Source organism: Ferrovibrio sp. MS7 (assembly GCF_038404985.1).
In the GTDB taxonomy this organism is placed as follows: Bacteria; Pseudomonadota; Alphaproteobacteria; order Ferrovibrionales; family Ferrovibrionaceae; genus Ferrovibrio; species Ferrovibrio plantarum.
The window spans coordinates 257,715-270,776 of record NZ_JBBKBA010000002.1 but is presented as its reverse complement, the minus strand read 5'-3'; the positions used below and the strand labels follow the sequence as shown (position 1 = coordinate 270,776).

Genomic DNA, 13,062 nt, shown 5'->3' with positions numbered 1-13,062 from the left:
CCTGTTCTATAATGATGCCAAGCTATCCTGTGGGAGGTTGATGCCATGAAACGATCCGCGGCACTGGGTTTGACTCTGGCTCTGTTGGCTTTGCCGGCGGCGGCGCAGTTCAGCCTGCCGAAATCGGCCAATGATCTTTCCGGCCTTGCCGGCAAGCTCGGCGGCAGCGGTGGCAGCGCCAAGGTGAGCGACGCCGATGCCACTGCCGGCCTGCGCGAGGCGTTGAAGGTGGCATCCGAACGCACCATCGGCCAGGTCGGCAAGGCCGATGGCTATCTCAAGGATCCGGCAATCCATATCCCATTGCCCGGCATGCTGGCCAAGGGCAAGTCGCTGTTGCAGGCGGTCGGCGGCGCCGGGTTGGTGGACGATCTTGAAACCCGTATGAACCGGGCGGCGGAGGCGGCGGTGCCAAAGGCGCGGGACATCTTCGTCAAGGCCATCACCGATATGTCGCTGCAGGATGCCCAGGGTATTCTGCAGGGGCCGCAGGATGCCGCCACGCAGTATTTTCGCCGCACCACCAGCCAGCCGCTCAGCACCGCGATGCGACCGGTGATCGACAATGCCATGCGCGATGTCGGCGCACTGCAATCCTACCGCGCGGTCACGGACAAGCTTTCTGCATTGCCGGGCGGCGGGGTGGGGGCCCTGGATATTACCGACCATGTGCTGGAAAAGGCGCTGGATGGCCTGTTCCACTATATTGCCAAGGAAGAGGCGGCGATCCGCACCAATCCCGCAGCGCGCAGCACCGAGCTTTTACGCAAGGTATTCGGCTAGATACCTGCTTCGGGTGAATTCCCGTCAACTGGCGGCGGGCGGCGCTTTGCGGCGCCGCGGCGCAAGCCTATATTGGGGCAAAAGAAGCCGAGCGGGAGGGAGCCTATGGACCTCGAATTCACTGCCGAAGAACGTGCCTTTCAGGCCGAAGTGCGCCAGTTCATCGCCGATAATTTCGATGACGAGATGCGCGCCGCCATGGCCAGGACGCGCACCGGCTATATCGCCAAGCATCTGCACCAGCGCTGGCAGGAGCGGCTTTCGGCCAAGGGCTGGCTGGCGCCGAACTGGCCGGTGGAGCATGGCGGACCGGGCTGGACGCCGACCGAGCGGTATATCTACGAGCAGGAAATGACCGCCGCCGGCGCGCCCATCGTGGTGCCGTTCGGCCCGCGCATGCTGGCACCAGTAATTATGAAATTCGGCACCCCGGCGCAGAAGGCGAAATACCTGCCCGATATCCTGGCCAGCAAGGTGTGGTGGTGCCAGGGCTATTCCGAGCCGGGCGCGGGTTCCGATCTTGCCTCGCTGCAGATGAAGGCGGAGGACAAGGGCGACCATTTCCTGTGCAATGGTAGCAAGATCTGGACCTCGGAAGCACAGCATGCCGACATGATCTTCTGCCTGGTGCGCACCGCCCAGAGCAAGAAGCCGCAGGAAGGCATCTCCTTCCTGCTGATCGACATGAAGTCGCCCGGTATCACCGTGGCGCCGATCGTCACGCTGGATGAGCCCGGCCCGCATATGCAGGAGGTGAACCAGGTTTTCTTCGACGATGTGAAGGTGCCGAAGGAAAATCTGGTCGGCGAACTGAACCAGGGCTGGACCTGCGCCAAGTACCTGCTGGAATTCGAGCGCGGCAATGCCTATTCCGGCATGCTGAAGCGTGGCCTCAAGCATGTGCGCAAGATTGCCCGTGCCGAGGGCGGCCCCGATGGCACGCCGCTGATCGAAGATCCCGCCTATGGCGCCAAGCTGGCACAATGCGAAATCGAGATCATGGCGCTGGAAATGACCGAGCTGCGCGTGCTCGGCCAGTTCAAGAGCGGCCAGAATGTTGGCGCCGCATCCTCGCTGCTCAAGACCCGTGGCACCGAATTGCAGCAGATGGTGACCGAGCTTGCCGCCGAGGCGGTGGGCTATTATGCGCTGCCCTTCACGCCGCAGATGGAAGGCTCGAACCTGCCCGGTGTCGGCCCCGATTATGCCGATGGCGTGGCGCCGCGCTATTTCAACATGCGCAAGGTTTCGATCTATGCCGGCTCCAATGAGATCCAGCGCAATATCATGTCGAAACTGATCCTCGGCCTCTGAGGCCCAAGGATCTAAAAGCGTCTGTAACAATACTACGCTCTGTTACATGAAGGCCTTGCCTGAAACATGGAAAGGCCTTTGCTTTTGCAGGCTTTTACGCTTGCTGGTTAACGGAGGCTGAAGCCGTTTGTGTAACGCAGCATTGCTGACACGCATTTCGCCTCGGCGGCCTGCGGCCTGCACGCTAGCCTCGGGTCATGGAACTCGATCTCAGTGTCCTATATAGCTCATCCTCCTCCAGCAACACCGGCTCGGCCTCGGCGCTGGCGATGTACAAGAAGCTGCAGCAGACGGCGGAAGCCAATAGCTCTGCTACGGCGGCCAGCATCGAAGACAGTGTGGTGGCGGAGCAGATCCGCGAGATGAACAATGCCGCCATCCGGGCGCGCAATGTCCTCTACAAGCAGGACAATGCCAATGTCGTCAGCGATGCGCAGTATTTCCAGAACCGTGCCGCCTCGGCCACCACCGTTGACGAACTGATCAATGACGACCGCTTCCTGCGCGTGCTGGCCGAAGCCAACGGCATGGGCGATCTCTACCTGAGTAACAAGCAGCGACTCAAGGATGTTCTCACCAGCGATCTCAACGACCTGACGTCGACGGCACGCCAGGGCAGTGCCAAGGAACTGGAGCTGGCGAAGAAGTATAATTTTGGCGCCCAGGGCGACCTTACCGATGTGAACGGCAATTTGGTCGGCTACGAGACCGATGGCACGTTGTCCAACAGCGCCAATGTGGTGGCGGGCCTGCCGGCAGGGCTGGCGAAGCTGCAGGGCGTCACGGTCAGCCTGAACGGCCAGGCGGTGCTTGATTCCAGCGGCAAGATCATCCAGGCCGGCGATATCGCGGGCAATGATGCCGCCGCTTACGCCAAGGCTAAAACCAAGACATTGCTGACCGAGACGGCGGCAAGCACCACAACCAGCCAGGCTTATGAGTATGATGGGCAGGATTATCAGATCTTCATCAACCGCAGTGATGTGCAGCGCGAGATCACCTACTACAAGGATAATATCGGCAGCGTGAAGTCGCTGGACGACCTGTTCGCCAATAGCCGGCTGCTGAAATTCGTGCTCAGTGCCTATGACCTGGAGGACGAAGCGCAATATCCCGGCAAGATCCGCAAGATCCTGGAAAGCGATCTGTCGGATGTTGACTCACTGGCTAACCGCTTCGAAGATTCCCGCTTCAAGCAGTTGGCCCAGGATCTCAATGTCGCGGTGAATGGTGTAACCGCACTCACCAGCTCCGGCACCACCGACAGTCTGGTGCAGAAATATCAGCAGATCGAATACGAGCGGCATCTGGACGAGGAGGCGCCGGGGGTGCGCGCGGCAATCGAGTTCAGCCGCCGCATCCAGTCGGCCAGCTCCACGGTCAGCCTGCTGGCGGATTCGGTGATGCGCGAGGTGGTGACGGTGGCGAATGCGATTCCGAAGGAAATCGCTTACCAGGAAGAGGATGCCCAGGTAGCAGCCGTTGAGGCCAAGGTCGATCTCGCCGAGCTGAAAAGCGACAGTAATGCGGTAGAAAAGCTGGTTTCCCGCTATCTGGTGCTCAAGGATAGCGGCACCTCGAGCGGCAGCAGCAGCTACTTGCTTAACCTGTTTTCGTAGGCAGGCTGTTCTCATAAGCAGACGGTAATGCCGGTTACAATTGGTGCCGGCGCAATTGACGTTTCCGAATCCAGGGCTTAAAAGACGCGCCAACTCGGGCTGTGGCCCGCCCTGCGCCCGCGTTGGCGCCTCCTGGAAGTTTCTAGCAATGCATGGTTTGGAAAGCGTGGTCCCGGCTTTGGCCCGGGCTTTTACCGCGCGTGGATACGATACACTCACGTCAGTGCAGGCAATGGTGCTGGCGCCGGAAACGGCGGACCGCGATCTGCTGGTCTCGGCCCAGACCGGCTCGGGCAAGACCGTGGCCTTTGGCATGGCCATGGCGCCCGGCCTGCTGCGTGGGCAGGAGCGTTTCGAGCGCGGCAGCTTGCCGCAGGCCTTGGTGGTGGCGCCAACCCGCGAACTGGCGCTGCAGGTCTGCACCGAACTGACCTGGCTCTATGAGCAGACCGGCGCACGCGTGGTCTCCTGTGTTGGTGGCATGGACATGCGCCAGGAGCGCCAGATGCTGTCGGGCGGGGCACATATCGTTGTCGGCACACCGGGCCGCCTGCGCGACCATATCGAGCGCGGCTCGCTGGATATCCGCGCGTTGCAGGCCGTGGTGCTGGACGAAGCTGACGAGATGCTCGATCTCGGCTTCCGCGAAGACCTGGAATATATCCTGAGTGCCGCGCCACCGGAGCGCCGCACGCTGCTTTTCTCCGCCACCGTGCCACAGCCGATTGCCGCCCTGGCAAAACGCTTCCAGCGTGATGCTCTGCGCCTCTCGGCACAGCAGGGGCGGGTGCAGCATGGCGATATCGAATACCGCGTGCTGCAGATGGCACCGGGTGACCGCGAGAATGCCATCATCAACCTGCTGCGCCATATGCAGCCGAGAAGTACGCTGATCTTCTGCGGTACCCGCATGGGCGTGAATCATCTCACCGCGCGGCTGGCGAACCGTGGCTTCGTGGTGGTGGCGCTGTCGGGCGAGTTGAATCAGGCCAGCCGTGGCCATGCCTTGCAGGCAATGCGCGATGGTCGTGCCCGCATCTGTGTCGCCACCGATGTGGCGGCGCGCGGCATCGACCTGCCGGACCTGGAACTGGTGATCCATGCCGACCTGCCGACCAACGGCGAGACGCTGTTGCATCGCTCGGGCCGCACCGGTCGCGCCGGTCGCAAGGGCCTTTGCGCCCTGATGGTGCCGTATAACCGGCGCCAGACGGCGCAGCGGCTGCTGGCTGGTGCCAATATCCGCGCCGAATGGGGCTCGCCACCCAGTGCCGCCGATGTCGCCGCCCGCGACCGCCAGCGCATGCTGGAGGATGCGGTGCTGCAGGCGCCGCTGAGCGGGGATGAACCGGATTTCGTGCAGGCCCTGCTGGCGGCGCATCCGCCGGAGCAGATCGCTGCCGCCTATCTGCGGCTGCAACGCGCCAGTCTGCCGGCGCCGGAGGAATTGTCGGAAAATCTGCCTGCCACCGCGCCGGCAGCCGAAACGGCGAAGAAGCCGCGCGAGGCTTTCAGCGGCGGTGTCTGGTTCAGCATCTCGGCTGGCCACAAGCAGAATGCCGAGCCGCGCTGGCTGCTGCCGCTGATCTGCCGCGTCGGCAATCTCACCCGGCGCGATATCGGTGCGATCAAGGTGTTCCACACCGAGGCCCATTTCGAGGTGGCGGCGAATGTTGCCGAGCGTTTCTGGCAGCAGATCGAGCGCGAGGGTACTGGCGAGAATCTGCGTATCCTGCGCCTGCAGCCGGGCAGCGAAGGCGAGGCATCGAAGCCGCGCAAGCTGAAAAAGCCGGAATGGGACAAGAAGCACCGCAAGAAGGGCGGCTACAGCGGGCCCGCCAAGGCGAAGTCGAGCAAGGCTTCATCCTGACCCGCGCCGGCGAGCAGCGACAGACCGACCGGACAGCCATCGACTTCCGCTGCCGGAATATTCAAAGCCGGCAATCCGGCGTGACCGGCGGCTGAAGTGAGCGTCAGCGCCCTGCGGTAGAAATCCCCGCGCGCCGCGCCATCGCTGTCTCGCTTCAACGCCGGGCAGGGTGCGGTGGGCAGCAGCAGCACCGTGCCGGGCGGCAGCATCGCTTCCAGTTTGGCCCGGATGGCTGCCCGGATCGGGCGGTAACGCTTGATCTCGGCTTCGCTCAACGCCAGGGCTTCGCTGAAGCGTGGGGCAATGTTTTCGCCGAAACGCGGCCTAGCCGTGGCGATCCAGGGCCTAAGCGAAGCCTGGATGTCGGCAGCCTGCAACACGCGATAAGCCTCCAGCCAGTCGACGTCCTCACCATCATAAAGCTGCACGGCTTCGCCAAGCTGGGGCAGGGCGGCGGCCACAGCCGGTTGGGTCATTGCATAGGCATCACTGGCCCACATGACACGCGTGATCGGCATGGCGGGCGCGGTATCCACCAGCACCGCCAGGGCGCCGCGCCGCAACGTATCGGCATCGCGGGCGAACAGGCCAACCGTGTCATAGCTCGGCGCGAAGGGGATCACGCCGTCCAGCGGCAGGCGGCCATGGCTGGGGCGATAGCCGAACAGGCCGCAGAAGCTGGCGGGTACGCGCACCGAGCCGCCGGTATCGGTGCCGAGCGCCAGATCGGCCAGGCTGGCGGCAACAGCAGAGGCTGAGCCGCTGGAGGAGCCGCCAGGCAGGCGGTCAGGGCAGCGCGGATTCAGTGGCGTGCCGAAATGCGCATTCTCGCCTTCCAGGCTGAAGGCCAGTTCATCGGTGATGGTCTTGCCGATCAGCGTGGCGCCAGCGGCCAGCATTCGCTCCACCACCGGGGCATGGTGTTTCGCCGGTTGCTGTGCGGCGGCCCAGTCGGGATTGCCGCCGCCGGTGACATGGCCGGCAATATCGATCAGGTCTTTTACGGCGAAGGTGCGGCCGTTAAGCAGCCCGGCGCCGGTTGGCGGTATGACGAAGGTGCCACCCGGAACGAAGGCGCTCATGCCAGATGCGACAGGATGGTCTTTACCGGCGCAGTCCAGCCGACGATACCGCCCTGGGCGCGGATCATCGCCAGGGTGGCGGCCTTGAATTCGGGGAAATAGCTTTCGGTCGCATCCTCGGCCAGCAGGCATTCATAGCCGCGGTCATTGGCCTCGCGCATCGTGGTCTGCACGCAGACCTCGGTGGTGACGCCGGCAAATACCAGATGATTGACCCCGGCGCGGCGCAGGATATCGCCGAGCGGCGTGGCATAGAAGGCACCCTTGCCGGGCTTGAGGATCACCGCTTCGCCGGGCACCGGCGCCAGCTCAGGGATGATGTCGTTGCCCGGTTCGCCATCCACCAGGATGCGCCCCATCGGGCCGCTATCGCCGATGGTCAGGCTGCCCTTGCCGCGTACGCGCTTGGAGGGCGGGCAGTCGGAAAGATCGGCGCGGTGGCCTTCGCGGGTATGGATCACCGGCAGGCCGGCCTTGCGGAAACCGGCGATCAACTCGGCCACCGTGGGGATGATGGCGGTCAGCAGGCTGACATCATTGCCGAGTACGGCACCGAAGCCGCCGGGCTCGACGAAATCGCGCTGCATGTCGATCACGATCAGCGCCAGCTTGCCGGCGGGAAACTCGAATTCATAAGGCTGGGCGGGAATGATTGGCATGGCATCACTTTCCGCGCTGGAAGGGCAGGGTGAGGGCGGCAGGCGGATCGAGCCGGCCGACCACGCCAGCCACCGCCAGCAGCGCCAGGATATAGGGCAGCATCAGCAGCAGTGCGGTGGGTACGTTCACGCCCATGGCGGGTAGCTGGAATTGCAGCGCCGTAGCGGCACCGAACAGCAGGCAGGCGCCAATGGTGCGCCATACTGTCCAGCCACCGAAGATCACGGCGGCAAGCGCCAGATAGCCGGCGCCGTTGGTCATGTTCTCGGTGAAGGTGTTGATATCGGCCACCGAGAGGAAGGAGCCAGCCAAGCCGGCCATGGCGCCGGTGATCAGCACCGAGAGATAGCGCGTGCGCGCCACCGGCACGCCGGCCTTGTCGCCGGCACGCGGATCGTCGCCGACGGCGCGGATGGCGAGGCCGAAGGCGGTGTATTTCAGCATCCACCACAAGAGCAGCACGCAGCCGAAGCCGAAATAGACCAGGTAGCTCTGCTGGAACAGCGCCGGGCCGATCAGCGGCAGGTCGCTCAAGCCCGGAATATGCATCTTGGGCAGGCCCGGGATTTCCTCGCGCGACAGGCCGCCGAAGATGATGCGGTAAAGCAGCGTGGTGGCGCCAAGCGCCAGGATGTTGAAGCCGATGCCGACCACGAGCTGATTGGCCCGCAGCCGCACGCTCAGCACCGCTTGCACCGCCGCCACCACAACAGCCGCCAGCACGGCGCAGAGGATACCCAGCACCGGCGAACCGGTGCCCCAGGCACCGAGCGCACCGAAGAAGGCCGCCGTCAGCATCATGCCTTCCAGGCTCAGGTTGAGCACGCCGGAACGTTCGCTCACCAGTTCGCCGCTGGCGGCCAGCATCAGCGGCATGGCCAGCCGCAGGGTGGAGGCGAGGAAAACCGCGAACAGGTCGATCATCACTTGGCCTCCCCGGCAAGCCGTTCGGAGAGGATCACCGAACCGGCGACGGCAATGACGATCAAGCCCTGGATTACAAGAGTAAGCGCGGCAGGCACTTGGGCCATGATCTCCATGGAGATGCCGCCCGACCGCAGGAAGCCGAAGAACAGCGCCCCGGCCAGCACACCTATCGCCGAGCCGCGCGACAGCAGGCCGACCACCAGGCCATCGAAGCCATAGCCCGAGGAGAAGCCGGTCTTGAGGTAATATTGCTCGCCCTGGATCATGGTGGCGCCGGCCAGACCGCCGAGCGCGCCGGCGAGGCCGAGGGCGGCGATCAGCAGCATGTCGCAGGGCATGCCGGCGCGGCGCGCGGCCAATTCATTCAAGCCCACGGCGCGCAGTTTCAGGCCGAAAGTAGAGCGACCGAGCATCACGGCGGTGGCGATGCCGCAGAGAATGCAGATTACCAAGCCGATATGCAGCGGCGATTCCGGATCGGGCGTCAGCAGCGGCAATTGCGTGGCTTCCGGAATTGGCAGCGATTCCGGAAGCGTTGCCGAGGAATTGCGTGGCTGGCGCAGCAGGTTGTCGGACTGCACGGACCAATAGACGAACAGCAGCGCGATGAAGCCTAGCAACAGCGTACTGATCACTTCATTGGTGCCAAAGCGCACTTTCATCACACCGGCGATTGCGCCCCAGACAGCACCGCAGAATGCACCGGCCAGCAGTGGCAGCAGCACGGCAAGGCCCAGCGGCAGGCCCTGCACGCCGCCATAGAGCGCCACGGCGGTGGCGGCGATACCACCCACGGCGATCTGGCCTTCGCCGCCGACATTGGTAAGATTGGCACGGTTGGCAATAATGAAGCCGAAGCCGACCATGGCCAGCGCTACGGCGCGGTTCACCGAGGCACCAAACGCAAACGGCGAGCCGATGGCGCCATCGATGAAGGCCGCCACCGCATCGGGCACCGAGCGGCCCGACAGGGCGATCATCAGCAGGCCGAACAGCAGCGCGATGGTAGTGGCGCCGAGTGGCACCGCCAGACGCAGCGCGGTACGGGTGAGGGCGGGGCGAGAAAGCGCAATAGCTGTCATGCAACCAACCTTGTCATGCAGCGTGTCCCGACATCAGGGCGCCGATGGCTTCGCGCTGGTCCATCCGTGCCGGTTTCTCACCGATCACCCGGCCGCGATACAGCACCAGGATTCGGTCGGAGGCCGCGATCAGTTCATCGAGTTCGCTGGAAATCAGCAGCACGCCGACGCCGCGTGCCGCGGCGGCGCGAATATTACGGTAGACCGCTTCCACGGCACCAATATCCAGGCCGCGTGTGGGCTGCGCAGCGAGCAGGAAAACCAGCTTCTTCAGGGTCAGTTCGCGCGCCAGCACGGCCTTCTGCTGGTTGCCGCCGGAAAGGCCGCCGAAAGCGACCTCGGCGGAGGCGGCGCGCACATCATATTGCGTCATCAGTTCCTTCGCCGCCGTGGTCATGGCGCCACGCTGCAGCATGCCGAAGCGGGTGAAGTCGCCGAGCTTGTTGAGGAAGATATTCTCCGCCACGCTCATGCCGGTGACGCAGGCGACCGCATGGCGATCCTCCGGCACGATGCCGCCGCCGGCCGCCGTCACCGCCGCCGGCCCGGCTTCGGTCAGATCCTCATCGCCGATATGGAACCGCCCGGCGCTGGGCTTCAGCAATCCTGCCAGCACGCGGCCAAGCTCGGATTGCCCGTTGCCTTCCACGCCGGCCAAGCCGATCACTTCGCCGGCCCGGATTTCCAGCGTGAAATTATCCAGCCGTACGGCGCCGGTACGGTCCTTCACCGTCAGGCCGTCGCAGATCAGGGCGAAGGGCTTGGGCTTGTCGTCATCCGCAGTGGGTGGCGACGCAATCTCGGCCAGACTGGCCTGTAGCGCACTTTCCAGCGACACCACTTCGCGACCGACCATGGCGCGCACCAGGTCACCCATCTGGGCTTCCGCCATGCGCACGGTGGTGATCTTGCGGCCGCCGCGCAGCACGCTGACGCGGTCCGCCACCTTGGCGATCTCGGCCAGTTTATGCGTCACCATGATCACCGCGCGGCCATCGTCAGCCACGCGGCGTACGATATCCAGCAGCGCGCCGATTTCCTCCGGCGGCAACACGGCGGTGGGTTCATCCAGCACCAGCAGGCGCGGCTCACGCATCAGGCATTTCACGATTTCGACGCGCTGACGTTCGCCAACCGACAATTCGCCGACAATGGCATCGGGATCGACCGCAAGGTCGTAGCGTTTGCCCAGTTCGCGGATGCGCGCGGCATAATCCTTGTGCTTTAGCACGCCGCGCACCTGGCCGAGCATCAGGTTTTCCACCACGCTCATGCGCGGCACGACGCTGAAATGCTGGTGCACCATGGCGATGCCGCTGGTCAGGGCTTCGGCGGGACCGCTCGGCAACCATTCGCGGCCCTGATAGCGCATGAAGCCGGTATCCGGCGCATGGGTGCCGAAGATCAGATTGCAGAGTGTGGATTTGCCGGCGCCGTTTTCGCCGAGCAGGCAATGCACCTCGCCGGCATGGAAATCCAGGCTGATATCGGCCAGCGCCTGCAGGCTGCCGAAGCGTTTCGAGACACCTTCAAGCACCAGCAGGGGCCGACCGGCATCGGCCCCCGCCATTGCTTCCGATACCTCGGCTGTGGCCTGCATCAGGCGTCGAGCACCTTGATCTTGCCCGAAAGCAGGTCCTTCTTGATCTCGTCCAGCTTGGCCAGCATTGCCGGCGTGCCGCCGCCGCAGATGATCATGTCGGAAGATTTCGGGCCCATGGCAAGGCCGAAGGGCTTGAATTCCGGCTTCCAGGTGCCGGCGACAGCCTGCTCGATGGCGTATTCGACCTGATAGCCGACACCGGTGATCGAGTAGGCGATATAGAGCGGATCGGTGCCGCAGCGGTCGGTATAGCTGCCGATGATCTTGGTGCCCTTCTCGCGCGCCGCCTGTTCCATGCCGCGCAGGCCGAGATTGAGGATGTGGTAATGCACATCGGCACCCTGGGCGATGGCGGCCAAAGTCGCTTCCTTGGACTTCGCCACGTCGTCGAAGTCGCCGGTGTAGTTCTCGAAATACTTGATGCCGGGGTTGATATACTTGGCGCCGTTGCCGAATTCCTTGCCGGTGTTGACGATGGCGGGGATTTCCAGGCCACCGACATAGGAGACGGCACCGTTCTTTGACAGCATGGCGGCGGCGGCACCGGCGACGAAGCCGATCTCGGCTTGGCGCACATCATAACCGGAAACATTGGCCGGCTTGTTCGGATCGGCATTGCCGCCGACGATGGCGAACTTCTTCTTGGCAAAACGGGGCGCCACCTTCATCACGGAAGCCTGGGTCTGACCGCCGACGCCGATGATCAACTCGTTCTTGCCGGCAAGCGCGACCAGCACTTGCTCCATTTCGCCGAATTTCACGTTTTCGATGAAGCTGATCTTCACCTTGTCGCCGAGCTTCTTTTCCACGGCCTTGAGGCCGTCATAGCCCGATTCCATCCAGCCCTTGTCGGACTTCGAGCCAGGGATCAGCACACCCACGGTGAGTGGGCCGGCGGCACGGGCGGGCAGGGCCCAGCTACCGGCAAAGGTGACACCAGCGGCGGCGGCGGTGCCGGTGAGAAAACGGCGGCGATCAACGTGAAGCATGGCATTCCCCCTCAGGATGGCGACAGATCAGTCGTCGGAGAAAGCTGCAATCGGCGTGCCAGCGTGATTCATAATTGAATCGAGTGGAATCAAGCGGGCTCAGTGTCTTGCCTGAGGGACTCTGCCAATGCGCTGCGCATAATTGCATGCAAAGCCTAAAAAACAGGCATCGTATGCATGTCATTCCTGGACTATCTGGCGCTGGCGGCTGGCAGGTTATTTGCTTCTGCAGGACCAGCCGATGTCATGGGCTGTGTCATGGGAGAAGATGATGGCCAAACCGAGCAAGAAATCCGCTGCCAAGCTGAAGCCGCTATCGGCACCCGGTGCCTATTATGCCTGGGGCGCCAGCGCGAGCCATATCGACATGGCGACCCCGGCCCCGGCGCCAAAGCCGGTGACCGTGAAGGCAGCGCCGCAGAACATCACTTTCGATGCCAAGCGCACGGCGATGATCGTGATCGATATGCAGAACGATTTCTGCGCGCCCGGCGGCTGGGTGGATCATATCGGCGGCGACTACCGGCCGGACCGCGCCCCGATCAAGCCGCTGCAGAAGCTGCTGCCGGTTTTGCGCAAGGCCAGGATTCCGGTGATCTGGGTCAATTGGGGCAACCGGCCGGATCTCGCCAACATGCCGCCGAACCAGATTCATCTCTACAAGAATTCCGGCAGTGGCGTCGGCCTGGGCGATCCGCTGCCCGGCAGCGGCGCGCGGGTGCTGGAAAAGGATAGCTGGGCGGCGGCGGTGGTCGATGAACTTGAGCAGAAGCCGGAAGACATCAAGGTCGACAAATACCGCATCAGCGGCTTCTGGGACACGCCGCTGGATTCCATCCTGCGCAACCTCGGTATCCGCACGGTGCTGTTCTCCGGCGTCAACACTGATCAATGCGTGCTGCACAGCCTCACTGATGCGAATTTCCTCGGCTATGGCTGCGTGCTGGTGGAGGATTGCTGCGCCACCTCGTCGCCGGCCTTCTGCACCGAGGCGACAGTGTGGAACGTGAAGAAATGCTTCGGCTTTGTCACCAAGTCGGCCACCCTCATTAAAGCCCTGGGGTGATCAAGGCGCGGGCTTAATATCCTGGAGCGGCAGCGTCACAGCGACTCCGCTGCTGGCCTGCCTGGTA

At 63.6% G+C, this 13,062-nt stretch carries 11 protein-coding genes; 5 read left to right on the top strand and 6 right to left on the bottom strand.

What is annotated here, in order from left to right; all coding sequences use genetic code 11:
- The first annotated feature begins 45 nt into the window (after window positions 1-45).
- From V6B08_RS14450 to V6B08_RS14435, 4 genes are all read left to right on the top strand, one after another.
- The gene (locus V6B08_RS14450; protein ID WP_341982088.1) at window positions 46-783 is read left to right on the top strand and encodes a DUF4197 domain-containing protein; all 738 of its coding nucleotides are present in this window, start codon (window positions 46-48) and stop codon (window positions 781-783) included.
- Between the two features lie 105 nt (window positions 784-888).
- A complete protein-coding gene (locus V6B08_RS14445; protein WP_341982086.1) occupies window positions 889-2,097 on the top strand; it encodes an acyl-CoA dehydrogenase family protein in 1,209 nt (402 codons plus the stop codon).
- A gap of 197 nt (window positions 2,098-2,294) precedes the next feature.
- Window positions 2,295-3,716, top strand: coding sequence for a DUF1217 domain-containing protein (locus V6B08_RS14440; RefSeq protein ID WP_341982084.1), 1,422 nt, complete (start codon window positions 2,295-2,297; stop codon window positions 3,714-3,716).
- Window positions 3,717-3,864: 148 nt separating this feature from the next.
- On the top strand, window positions 3,865-5,586 hold the full coding sequence (locus V6B08_RS14435; protein WP_341982082.1) for a DEAD/DEAH box helicase: 1,722 nt from the start codon (window positions 3,865-3,867) through the stop codon (window positions 5,584-5,586).
- On the opposite strand, the gene V6B08_RS14430 is transcribed toward V6B08_RS14435, so the two are convergent.
- The 6 genes from V6B08_RS14430 to V6B08_RS14405 are packed head-to-tail and all read right to left on the bottom strand — an operon-like array spanning window position 5,541 to window position 11,929.
- Entirely contained in the window at window positions 5,541-6,668 is a 1,128-nt protein-coding gene (locus V6B08_RS14430) for an amidase (protein WP_341982080.1), read from the bottom strand. The genes V6B08_RS14435 and V6B08_RS14430 overlap by 46 nt on opposite strands.
- Window positions 6,665-7,327: a cysteine hydrolase family protein gene (locus tag V6B08_RS14425; protein WP_341982078.1), complete on the bottom strand. Its 663-nt coding sequence runs from the start codon at window positions 7,325-7,327 to the stop codon at window positions 6,665-6,667. The genes V6B08_RS14430 and V6B08_RS14425 overlap by 4 nt, the downstream gene beginning before the upstream one ends.
- Before the next feature lie 4 nt (window positions 7,328-7,331).
- Window positions 7,332-8,252 (bottom strand): ABC transporter permease, encoded by a 921-nt coding sequence (locus V6B08_RS14420; protein WP_341982076.1) that lies wholly within the window; start codon window positions 8,250-8,252, stop codon window positions 7,332-7,334.
- The gene (locus tag V6B08_RS14415) at window positions 8,252-9,337 is read right to left on the bottom strand and encodes an ABC transporter permease (RefSeq protein WP_341982074.1); all 1,086 of its coding nucleotides are present in this window, start codon (window positions 9,335-9,337) and stop codon (window positions 8,252-8,254) included. Before V6B08_RS14415 ends, V6B08_RS14420 begins: the two co-directional genes overlap by 1 nt.
- A gap of 13 nt (window positions 9,338-9,350) precedes the next feature.
- On the bottom strand, window positions 9,351-10,937 hold the full coding sequence (locus tag V6B08_RS14410; protein ID WP_341982072.1) for an ABC transporter ATP-binding protein: 1,587 nt from the start codon (window positions 10,935-10,937) through the stop codon (window positions 9,351-9,353).
- Complete coding sequence (locus V6B08_RS14405) at window positions 10,937-11,929, bottom strand: BMP family protein (protein ID WP_341982070.1); 993 nt, start codon at window positions 11,927-11,929, stop codon at window positions 10,937-10,939. Before V6B08_RS14405 ends, V6B08_RS14410 begins: the two co-directional genes overlap by 1 nt.
- A 271-nt stretch (window positions 11,930-12,200) precedes the next feature.
- On the opposite strand from V6B08_RS14405, the gene V6B08_RS14400 reads away from it, so the two are divergent.
- Window positions 12,201-12,995, top strand: a complete 795-nt coding sequence (locus V6B08_RS14400) for a cysteine hydrolase family protein (RefSeq protein ID WP_341982068.1) — start codon at window positions 12,201-12,203, stop codon at window positions 12,993-12,995.
- The last annotated feature ends 67 nt before the right edge of the window (window positions 12,996-13,062 follow it).

Coding starts and splice junctions, on each gene's coding strand:
- V6B08_RS14405 (WP_341982070.1), bottom strand. CDS start 11,929: ATGCTTCACGTTGATCGCCGCCGTTTTCTCACCGGCACCGCCGCCGCC.
- V6B08_RS14445 (WP_341982086.1), top strand. CDS start 889: ATGGACCTCGAATTCACTGCCGAAGAACGTGCCTTTCAGGCCGAAGTG.
- V6B08_RS14450 (WP_341982088.1), top strand. CDS start 46: ATGAAACGATCCGCGGCACTGGGTTTGACTCTGGCTCTGTTGGCTTTG.
- V6B08_RS14420 (WP_341982076.1), bottom strand. CDS start 8,252: ATGATCGACCTGTTCGCGGTTTTCCTCGCCTCCACCCTGCGGCTGGCC.
- V6B08_RS14415 (WP_341982074.1), bottom strand. CDS start 9,337: ATGACAGCTATTGCGCTTTCTCGCCCCGCCCTCACCCGTACCGCGCTG.
- V6B08_RS14410 (WP_341982072.1), bottom strand. CDS start 10,937: ATGCAGGCCACAGCCGAGGTATCGGAAGCAATGGCGGGGGCCGATGCC.
- V6B08_RS14440 (WP_341982084.1), top strand. CDS start 2,295: ATGGAACTCGATCTCAGTGTCCTATATAGCTCATCCTCCTCCAGCAAC.
- V6B08_RS14430 (WP_341982080.1), bottom strand. CDS start 6,668: ATGAGCGCCTTCGTTCCGGGTGGCACCTTCGTCATACCGCCAACCGGC.
- V6B08_RS14425 (WP_341982078.1), bottom strand. CDS start 7,327: ATGCCAATCATTCCCGCCCAGCCTTATGAATTCGAGTTTCCCGCCGGC.
- V6B08_RS14435 (WP_341982082.1), top strand. CDS start 3,865: ATGCATGGTTTGGAAAGCGTGGTCCCGGCTTTGGCCCGGGCTTTTACC.
- V6B08_RS14400 (WP_341982068.1), top strand. CDS start 12,201: ATGGCCAAACCGAGCAAGAAATCCGCTGCCAAGCTGAAGCCGCTATCG.